The organism is Blautia sp. AF19-13LB (genome assembly GCF_003479105.1).
GTDB lineage: Bacteria > Bacillota > Clostridia > Lachnospirales > Lachnospiraceae > Fusicatenibacter > Fusicatenibacter saccharivorans.
Genome location: NZ_QUGO01000018.1, coordinates 62,696 through 73,245, shown reverse-complemented (window position 1 = coordinate 73,245; position 10,550 = coordinate 62,696). Strand labels below are relative to the sequence as shown.

The window sequence follows — 10,550 nt, the reverse complement described above, 5'->3', positions numbered from 1 at the left end:
CGGTGTGAAGCGGGGGAAAAGCTGGAGATAACTTCAAAGGCTTACCTATCGCTATTTCCCACCGACCTTGCCACCTATGGAGAAGAAGCCAAAAATCTTTTGCAGGATTTACAGAGCCGCAATGAGCGCATGTTCCTTGTGACGGTACTGGTGGAAAATATCGCTGCCAAACGTCAGAAGCTGTTCAATGATATTTTTGCCGCTTCGGGTGTGGCACAGAAATACAACTGTGCCTTAAAACGGCTGGATTACCAGCAGGAACAGGGGCTTATGTCCTCGCTTGCTCTTGGTACGAACCAGATTGAGATTGAGCGCGGGCTTACGACTAGCAGCACAGCGATCTTTGTACCGTTTACCACCTGTGAACTGTTCCAGGAGGGCGAGGCATTGTATTACGGCCTGAACGCCCTTTCCAATAACCTGATTATGGCGAACAGAAAAACGCTGAAAAACCCCAATGGGCTGTTTCTCGGTACCCCAGGAAGCGGCAAATCTTTCTCTGCCAAGCGTGAGATCGTCAATGTGTTCCTTCTGACGGAGGACGACATCATTATCGCCGACCCGGAAAATGAGTATGGGCCGCTGGTACAGCAGTTCGGTTCCCAGGGGCAGGTCATTGATATTTCCCCTACTTCCACGAACTACATCAACCCGATGGACATCAATCTGGACTATTCCGATGATGAAAACCCGATCACTTTGAAAAGTGATTTTATCCTGTCGCTGTGTGACCTTATCATCGGCGGCAAAGAAGGACTTTCCCCCATTGAAAGGACGATCATCGACCGTTGTACCAGACTGGTGTACCGGGAATACCTGCAGGACCCGTGCCCGGAAAATATGCCGATCTTAGGTGATCTTTACGAGCTGCTTTTGAAACAGTCTGAACCGGAGGCACAGAATATCGCAACGGCGCTGGAAATCTATGTCAATGGTTCCCTTAACGTGTTCAACCACCGTTCCAATATCCAGATGGATAAACACCGGGTACTGTGTTTCCAGCTTAAGTCACTGGGAAAAGCCTTAAAGGAAATCGGGCTTTTGATCATGCAGGATGCGGTGTGGAACCGTGTCACGGCCAATCGCTCCAAACATAAAACAACCTGGTTCTATATCGACGAATTCCATCTTCTTTTGAAAGGGCAGACAGGAAGTTTCAGCGTGGAGATCTGGAAACGCTTCCGTAAATGGGGCGGAATCCCATCAGGTTTAACGCAGAATGTCAAGGACCTTCTGGCTTCCCGTGAGATCGAAAATATTTTTGAGAACTCGGACTTTATCTATATGCTCAACCAGGCCCAGGGAGACCGTCAGATTTTGGCAAAGCAGTTGGGAATCTCCCCGCACCAGCTTTCGTATGTGACCCATTCCGGTCCCGGCGAGGGGCTTTTGTTCTTTGGAAATGTGATCATCCCTTTTGTGGACCACTTCCCGAAGGACACACTCTTGTACAGCGTGCTTACCACAAGACCGGATGAAGTAGCGGGGACCAAAGCGTGAGACAAAAATTAAAATGGATCGGAGGTGAGAACAATGGCACACGACAGGGAATTTCAAAGGAGGCGCAAAGATACCCGGATGCCGGTGCGTGATTCCCACGGGGAGGATCAACCGGCAGCCAGGCAGACCGAACAGAATTTTGACCTGCGCAGGGCACGGGACACCCCTTCTTCTGTCAACGGCAAGACACACAGGCAGGACATCCCTGTACAGACGGAATTTTCCCATCTGTCACCGGAAACACCGGCGTCCTTGCTGGAACAGGGCGAAGCGTATGCAACCGCTTTGGATGGTTTTTCGGAACACTTTGAGACACCGGATGCTACCAGGACAGCGCCCCCGATACAGGACAACGTGCGAAGCAATTTCCGGCAGGAGGCTTCCAGGCGTTCTTTTGTAACAGAGGATGTGACAGACCATGATACCGGAAAATATGCTCCTTCTTCCGAAGGCTCAGCCCCACCGAACGGCACAGACAGATCCGGTCAGGAACACCGTTACCGAACACACCAGCATGGGAACAAATATCAGCAGCGTTTTCAGGAAGCGGCACAGGCGGAGGAACAGGCAGCGCAGAAGGAAAAGGGTATGGATAGCGAACCGCCGAAAACATCCAAACTGGAATTTACTGCGGATGAACTGCCGCCGGAGCCAAAGGATAAAAAGCTCACCCATGCAAGACGGAGGGCGGAACGGACTGCACAAAAAGCAGAGCAGGCACAAGACCGTCTGCCAGCCCGGAAGAAACTGCGCATGGAGACGGTTTCCGACCCGGAGACCGGAAAAGCCAAAAAACACTTAAAATTTGAAAAGGAGGTTAAATCCCAAAAGGCCCATGTAAAAGGACCTGTACCTCTGCGTCCGGTCAAGGCGGGCGCCAATACTGCCATTGGTTACGCTCATAAAAAGATTTATGAGGCAGAGGATGAAAATGTGGGGATCAAGGCAGCCCACCGCTCTGAACTTGTGGGCGAGGCGGGGCTTCGCACGGCATATCACCGGCATAAAACTGCCCCCTACCGAAAGGCAGCGAAATTACAGCAAAAATCAGCAAAGGCAAACGCAAGACTTGCCCACCGGCAGGCTCTTAGCGACCACCCGGAGTTGAAGAAACATGCGATTGCCCGGATGTGGCAGAAACAAAAACTGAAAAGGCAGTATGCCAAGGCTGCCCGTGAAGCCGGGAAACAGGCCAAAAATGCCGCAGTCGCAACAGAGAGGGTCAGCGTCGGTATTGTCCATGCGGTCAAACAGCACCCTGTGATCTGCCTTGTTCTCCTGCTTCTCCTTTTGGTAATTTTCCTGATCATGTCCCTGTTTTCTACATTCTCCAATATCGGAACCGGCGGTCTGGGAAGTCTGGCTGCTTCTACCTATCTTGCAGACGATCAGGACATCAATCAGGCGGAGCTTACCTATACCGAGTGGGAAACAGATCTGCAAATGGAAATAGACCGGGTGGAATCAGACCGCCCCGGCTATGACGAATACCGGTATAACCTGGGCGCGATCGAGCATGACCCGTATGTGCTGATGGGGTATCTGACTTCTGCTTATCAGGGATTTACTTACGATGAAGTGGAAAGCGTGCTGCGGCAGCTTTTTCAGGAACAATATACCCTGTCCTTTTCAGAAGAAACCGAGATCCGTTATCGCACAGAAACTTCCGTTGACCCGGAAACCGGGGAAGAAACCCAGGAGGAAGTGCCTTATGAATGGCGCATCTTAAATGTCAAGCTCACAGTCACACCTCTGGAAAACCTGGTCGTTTCCCGGATGAACGCAGACCAGAAAGAGATCTGCGAGATCCTGCTGCAGACAAAAGGAAACCGCCAGTATGTCAAAAATGTCTTTGGCACCAACTGGCTTCCTTATGTGACCAGCTACTACGGCTATCGGGTACATCCCATCAGCGGGGAAAAGAACTATCACACCGGTGTGGACATCGGGATGCCGGAGGGCACAGAGATCCTTGCCGGGCATGACGGAACGGTCACCCTTGCGGGAAATGCCGGCGGTTATGGCTTGTGTGTCGCTATTGAAGGCGAGGCATACGAAGAACATACCCTGACGACCAAATACGGGCACTGTTCCCAGATCCTTGTTTCTGCCGGGCAGGAGGTCAAAGCCGGGGATGTGATTGCAAAGGTCGGGAATACCGGAAATTCTACCGGGGCCCACCTGCACTTAGAAGTCCTGGTTGACGGCCAGTATTTGAATCCCCTGTATTTTGCCGATACCGGCGATACCAGCGAACGGCACCTGCCGGAAGTTGGTTCAGGCGGCACAGGAAACTACTTCGATTATGACATTCCACCGGAAGCCCTTGCAGATGAACAGTTTGCCGCAATGATGGCCGAGGCGGAAAAATATCTTGGCTATCCGTATGTATGGGGAGGCGCAAGCCCTTCCACTTCCTTTGACTGTTCCGGCTATGTGTCCTGGGTAATCAACAACTGCGGCGTTGGCTGGAATTTTGGAAGGCTGACCGCGGATGGTCTTTTAGGTGTATGTACGCCGGTATCAAGTGCGGATGCAAAACCGGGCGACCTGATCTTCTTCCAGGGGACCTACAACACCAGCGGCGCAAGCCATGTAGGGATCTATGTGGGAAATGGAATGATGATCCACTGTGGAGACCCGATTTCTTATGCAAACATCAATACAAGCTACTGGCAGCAGCATTTTTATACATTTGGGCGTCTGCCTTAACAGATTGGAGGTAATAAATTGAATCCTAAAATTGAAAAACTGGAAAAGGAAATTGAAAAGACCAAAACAAAGATTGCGGAAATGCAGGCAAAGCTCCATAAGCTGGAGGAACAGAAAACAGAGCTGGAAAATACCGATTATGTAGCGGTGGCGCGCAGTTTCAAACTGACGCCCCAGCAGCTTGCGGATTTTTTGAAATCACAGCAGGCAGCCCCTTCGGAAACTGTTTTACCGCAGGAGAAGGAGGATGTGCATGAGGCTTAAAAAACTTTCCCTGCTGCTGGCGCTTACGCTTCTTGTAAGTGTCAGCGCATTACCTGTAACGGCTCATGCCGGCGGTTCCAAAGACACCACACCGCCAACGCTGACTGCTTCCATGGAGGGCGATGCCCTGAAAATAGAAAGCAGTGACGATCTATCCGGCGTGGAGGCGGTCTTTGTTGATGAAAACCGTATCAACTCCCTCACCGACGGGAAAGCGTCGGTCGCACTGAAAGATTATGCCGGAACAGAAAAACAGGTAAGCATATACGCAAAAGATTATGCCGGCAACCGTTCTGATGTGGTAAAGCTGGATAATCCGTATTACAAAGAACCGGCTCCTGAAAAGAAACCTGCTACGACAGCACCCCAGAGTCCGTCCGGTACACAGACAAAACCGCCTAAGGAAGAAAAACCTTCCGGCTCAAACGCTGCAACCCCTTCCGGCGGCGGAAATTCTTCCGGTTCAGATAACAGTACCGGACAGCAGGAAAATACTTCTGCGATCCCGGAAGGTGCATTTACCCCGGAAGGCACCGGAACGGTACAGGACAACATCAGCGGTACGGATGGGGAAAAACAGTTTTACACCATCACTACGGACGCGGGCAATGTCTTTTATCTGGTGATCGACGGGAAACGGGAAGATAACAATGTCTACTTCTTAAACGGCGTCACAGAGTCCGACCTGATGGCACTTGCAGAAAAGAACAATGGCAGCATGAGCATGATCCCCCAGGAAGAAAGCTGTAACTGCACAGAAAAATGTGAGGCAGGAAAGGTTAATACCGGCTGTCCGGTCTGCAAAAATGACTTAAATGGCTGCAAAGGAAAAGAAAAGCCGGCGGAAACTGAAAAACCGGCAGAACCGGAAAAGCCGAAGAAAGAAACCGGCAGCGTCGGCACGATCCTGTTTATCCTTGCTGCCTTACTTGCGGTCGGCGGGATCGGTTACTATGTAAAAATCGTGCGTCCGAAACAGCAGGCCGAGGACGATGCGGAATTTGAGGATGACGGTTATGGCGAAGGCTTTGACCCGGATGAGGCATACGGGGAACCGGAATATCTTTCCGAGGATGATTTTGACGACAAGGACAGCAAATAAGGCCGTCCTTTTAGATTTTATGAAAGTGAGGATTTTTTCATGGAACATATCATAACCAGACGCCGCGGCTTTCGCAAGCTGTTGGCGTTTTTGCTTTGTATGGCAAGCATTTTGGGGCTTCTTCCGGCTCAGGCTTTTGCCATGTCTGTCGGACAGACGGCAAGCTCCTGGCTGGGCGACCAGTATGTGGGCTCTGATGGGAACCACTACCGTGCCCCGGCGCCTTACACCTATCTTGCCTACCATGCAGACGGAACCATCGATGTACACACCAGTTCCGGGGGCAATGCTTACCGGCACTATATGCTGACGGATTCTGACGGGATCAGCCACCAGGTTTACTGTGTGGAGAGCGGGATTCCTTACCATACTTCGGAAAATACCTATGTTTCGGAAAGCGGGACCAACAGCCAATACCTGAACCTGCTTCCTGCCGAGGCAAGGAGGGGGATCACCCTGACTGCGATCTATGGCTGGAAACCCGGTGCGGCGCTCCCTGTTTCCGGAATCAACGAGGATGACTATAAGATGGCAACCCAGATCATCCTTTGGGAATACCAGCAGCAACTTAGAAGCGATCCGTACAGCCGCCACGGAAACGGCCACGCAGACGCCGACCAGTATTTCAGCGTGATCGCCGGACGACCGGCAGAAAAAGCCTATGACTGGATTCTTGCACAGGTCGCTTCCCATTCCACAGTACCTTCCTTTACTTCTTCTAAGAAAAGCGAAGCACCGGAACTGGAACTGAAATGGGATGTAGAAAAAAAGGTCTATACCCTGACGGTCACAGATACCAATAACTTGAAGATCGATCTGGAGGCTTTGAAAGGCAGCGGCGTTTCTGTGACAAGAAACGGAAATGAATACACCTTTACCAGCAGGCAGATGATGATGGACCCGGTGCTGTTTGAATTCCGAAAGAATATCCCGGTGGCAAACGACATGCTGATCTGGGGCAGACCCGGCTACCAGACCATGATGACCGGCGCCAGCGATCCGGTTTCCTTCTTTGTAAAATTCAAAACGGAAACTTACGGTACCGCAAAACTTGTCAAGACCAGTGAGGACGGCATTGTTTCCGGTATCACCTTCCATATCTCCGGTACGGACATTTTGGGAAATGAAGTCAATGAGGAAGTTACGACCGGAGAAAACGGCCAGATTGAAAAGAAGCTCCTGCCGGGAACCTATCTGGTAAAAGAACTTCCGGTGGACCGCTATGTGACCCCTTCCGCACAGTACGTGACCATTGAAAGCGGGCAGACTTCTTCGGTACATTTCAGCAATATTCTGAAGAAATTTCGCGTCCATGTGGTAAAGAGTGATGCTGACACCGGAAATGCTCAGGGGGATGCCACGCTTGCAGGGGCGGCCTATGGGATCTTCCGTGATGGCGAACTGATCGACACTTATACTACCGGACCGGATGGCAGCTTTATGACCCGCTATTATGTATGCGGGGATGGCTGGACGATCCGGGAAATCGAACCGAGCACCGGGTATCTTCTGAATGAAACCATTTATGAAGTGGGTGCATCCCCTTCCCTGTATGAAGTGGAACTCAATACCACAGAAAATCAGGTGACGGAAACGGTTATTTACGGAAATATCCAGCTTGTCAAGCACACCGATGACCTGGACCCGGATGTGCCTGAGGGCGAAAATACCGACGATCCCAATGCTGGTATCATCGAACGCCCGGAAGCAGGCGCAGTCTTTGAAGTTTACTTAAAGGCAGCCGGGAGCTATGACGCGGCAAAGGAAAGTGAACGTGACCTTCTTACCACGGATGCGGATGGTTTTGCTTCCAGTAAACCGCTTCCTTATGGACATTATACGGTCCATCAGATCGCAGGCGAGGAAGGCAAAGCCTTTGTCCCGGACTTTACGGTATTCATTTCCTCTGACGGAAAGACTTACAGCTATATCCTGAACAACCGCACCATCACAGCCCGTCTGAAAGTTGAAAAATGTGACGCAGAGACCGGAAAGATTATCCCTGTGACCGGAACCGGTTTTCAGATCAAGGATCTTTCCACCGGGGAATTTATCACCCAGACCGTCTACTATCCGAACCCGGAAACACTGGATACCTTCTATGTTTCTGACGAGGGCTGGCTGATGCTGCCGGAGCCTTTGGCCGCCGGGGATTATGAACTTTATGAGGTGGCTGCCCCTTATGGCTATGTGCTTTCCGATCAGCCGGTACCGTTTACCATTGACGGCAGCGAGGCGGTTGTGACGGTCACTCAGTACAATATGCCGCAGAAAGGCCAGCTTACCATCACAAAGACCGGAGAAGTATTTGCTTCTGTCCAGGAAAACGACGGACTGTACCAACCGGTATATGAGGTTGCCGGACTTCCCGGAGCGGTCTATGATGTGATCGCAGATGAAGATATTTATACCGGTGACGGTACCTTGCGGGCAGAAAAAGATACGGTTGTGGAAACACTTACGACCGGCGAGGACGGCACAGCGAAAAGCGGGTCTCTCTATCTTGGCCGTTATCGTCTGGAGGAACGTCAGGCGCCTTCCGGCTGTGTGTTGAATCCTCAACCGGAATATGTGGAACTGACCTATGCGGGTGAGACCGTAGAGGTTACACAGACAGCGGCCGGTCTTTATGACGAACGCCAGAAAGTGGATGTCACACTTTTCAAGGCAATGGAGACCGATGACCTGTTCGGTCTTGGCATGAACGAGGAATATAAGGATATTTCCTTTGGACTTTATGCTTCCGCAGACCTGACGGCGGCAGATGGCAGCGTAATCCCGGCAGGTGGACTTCTGGAAGTGGTCTCTGTTTCGTCTGAGGAATCCGGCGGTTACAGCGCTTCCTTCGCTTCCGACCTGCCTTTTGGCAGCTATTATGTCAAGGAACGCACAACCAACGGCGCCTATATCCTTTCGAATCAGGAATATCCGGTTGTCTTTGAGTATGCTGGTCAGGAAACCGCCCTGGTACAGATCCTTGTCAATGAAGGCGAGGCTGTTTCCAATGAACTTCTCCGTGGGCGTGTAGACGGTGTAAAAGTCGGGGAAAACCCGGAAGGCGGCGAGGATGTCACGCTTGCCGGTGCGCTCATGGGTCTGTTTAGACCTGATACCGAAGAATTTACTGAAGAAAATGCGCTGCTTACTGCTATTACCGGAAAAGACGGCAGTTTTTCCTTTGAGAACATTCCTTACGGACACTGGATCGTCAAGGAGATCTCTGCCCCTGACCTTTATACGGTAAGCCCGCAGCAGCACCATGTATATATCGGTGCAGACGGACAGCATATCGAGATCCGTGTGGAAAACACCCTGATCCGCGGCAGTGTGCAGGTAACTAAAACCGAAGCTGTGGAGGAACCGTCCCCTGTGGAAAAGGAGGATAAGAAAGACAAGAATTCTTTCCTGCGCTTCCTGCCCGGTGCAGTGTTCGACCTGTATGCGGATTTCAACGCCAACCAGGAATATGATCCTGACGATCAAAAGATCGGTACGCTGAAAGAAACCGATGCAGGCTATCATACGGCGGAAAACCTTCTGGCTGGCGGCTACTTTATCAAAGAAAGCAAAGCGCCGGAGGGCTATCAGCCTGACTCAAACGCTTACTATTTTTCCATCACAGAAGATGGACAGGTCGCAGTTGTGGAAAATGGAGAAGCCGGGCACGGATTTACCAATGAGGCTTACCGCGGCAACTTAAAGATCACAAAGGATTCCAGCGACGGGCGCAAAGATGGTTTTGCCATCGAGGTTAAGAGTGCGGACGGCTCCTACTGCGAGACATTCACCACTCCAAAATCCGGCGTGATTGAAGTTAAGGGCCTTCGTGTCGGTATTTATACCGTAACAGAAGTTGCAAACCGGGCAAGCAAGGATTACATCATTCCTGATGCCGCCACGGTGGAGATTAAGGCAGATCAGACATCTACAGTCCAGTTCTTTAATGAAAAACCGGAAAAGCCGGATAACCCAAAGAACCCGGAAAAGCCTTCTGTTCCCTCCAATCCTTCCACCCCTCAAAAGCCGGTACCGCAGACCGGGGATGATCCGTATATTTTCCTGTATGGCGGACTGCTGGCAGCCGTACTGATCGGCGGCAGCGTATTTGCTGTGTATTATTTCAAAAAGGGAAAATACAGCAGGACTTCCCCGAAAAGAACGGCTGTCGGGGTTTCTGTCCTTTCACTCTGCGTTCTGGTGGCTCTTGGCAGCGGTTTTTTGGTGTTCCGTGACTTGAACCAGTATGCTGAGAGTAAAGATGCCTATCGAGATCTTGCCGGATATGTGGAAGTACCGGAGCAGACAGCTTCCCCGGAGTCGGCACCCGATCCGACAGAACCAAAACGGGACGATGCCGATATTGTCCTGCCTTCGGTAGACTTTGAAACGCTCCGTGAAAATGGACCGGACATCATCGGATGGCTTTCCCTTCCTGATACGGTGCTCAATTATCCGGTAACGCAGACCGACAACAACGAATATTACCTGAACCATCTTTATGACGGAACCTATAACAAGGTTGGCTGCCTGTTTGCCGATTATGAAAACCGGGCAGATTTTTCAGACCGCAATACGATCATTTATGGTCATAATATGCGGGATGGTTCCATGTTTGCGCTGCTGAACCGGTACGATGAACAAAGTTACTTTGATGCTCACAGGCAGATGTATCTCGTTACTCCGAAGGGGGGTTATGTCATGGAGATCTTTGCGGCTTTTGCAGCAAAGCCGGAAGAATCCGGCAGTGAAACTTCTCCCTGGCAGCTTTCCTGGAAGGATGACGGTGCTTATACTACCTGGCTTACAGCTATGAAGGAACGTTCTGCGGTGGAAAGTGATGTGACTGTGACCTGCAGCGATAAGGTACTGACCCTTTCTACCTGTACGCCGGGCGGCACAGGACGCTTCCTTGTCATGGGAAAACTCGTGAAAGTAGATAACGAAATATAGATTTTAGACGGTGCGGGGGCAA

5 protein-coding genes are annotated in these 10,550 nt (G+C 51.1%); all 5 read left to right on the top strand.

Annotated elements, in window-relative coordinates:
* On the top strand, nt 1–1,500 hold a 1,500-nt coding region (locus tag DWX32_RS15855; RefSeq protein ID WP_199671282.1), incomplete at its 5' end, for a VirB4-like conjugal transfer ATPase, CD1110 family.
* A 33-nt stretch (nt 1,501–1,533) separates the two neighbouring features.
* A complete protein-coding gene (locus DWX32_RS15850) occupies nt 1,534–4,212 on the top strand; it encodes a CD1108 family mobile element protein (RefSeq protein WP_118000663.1) in 2,679 nt (892 codons plus the stop codon).
* A gap of 18 nt (nt 4,213–4,230) precedes the next feature.
* On the top strand, nt 4,231–4,476 hold the full coding sequence (locus DWX32_RS15845) for a DUF4315 family protein (RefSeq protein ID WP_025577937.1): 246 nt from the start codon (nt 4,231–4,233) through the stop codon (nt 4,474–4,476).
* Nucleotides 4,466–5,578 carry a DUF4366 domain-containing protein gene (locus tag DWX32_RS15840; RefSeq protein WP_117468867.1) on the top strand — a complete coding sequence of 371 codons (1,113 nt, stop codon included), beginning with the start codon at nt 4,466–4,468 and terminating at the stop codon, nt 5,576–5,578. The genes DWX32_RS15845 and DWX32_RS15840 overlap by 11 nt, the downstream gene beginning before the upstream one ends.
* Before the next feature lie 39 nt (nt 5,579–5,617).
* Nucleotides 5,618–10,528: a class B sortase gene (gene srtB, locus DWX32_RS15835; RefSeq protein ID WP_118595121.1), complete on the top strand. Its 4,911-nt coding sequence runs from the start codon at nt 5,618–5,620 to the stop codon at nt 10,526–10,528.
* Nucleotides 10,529–10,550 lie beyond the last annotated feature (22 nt).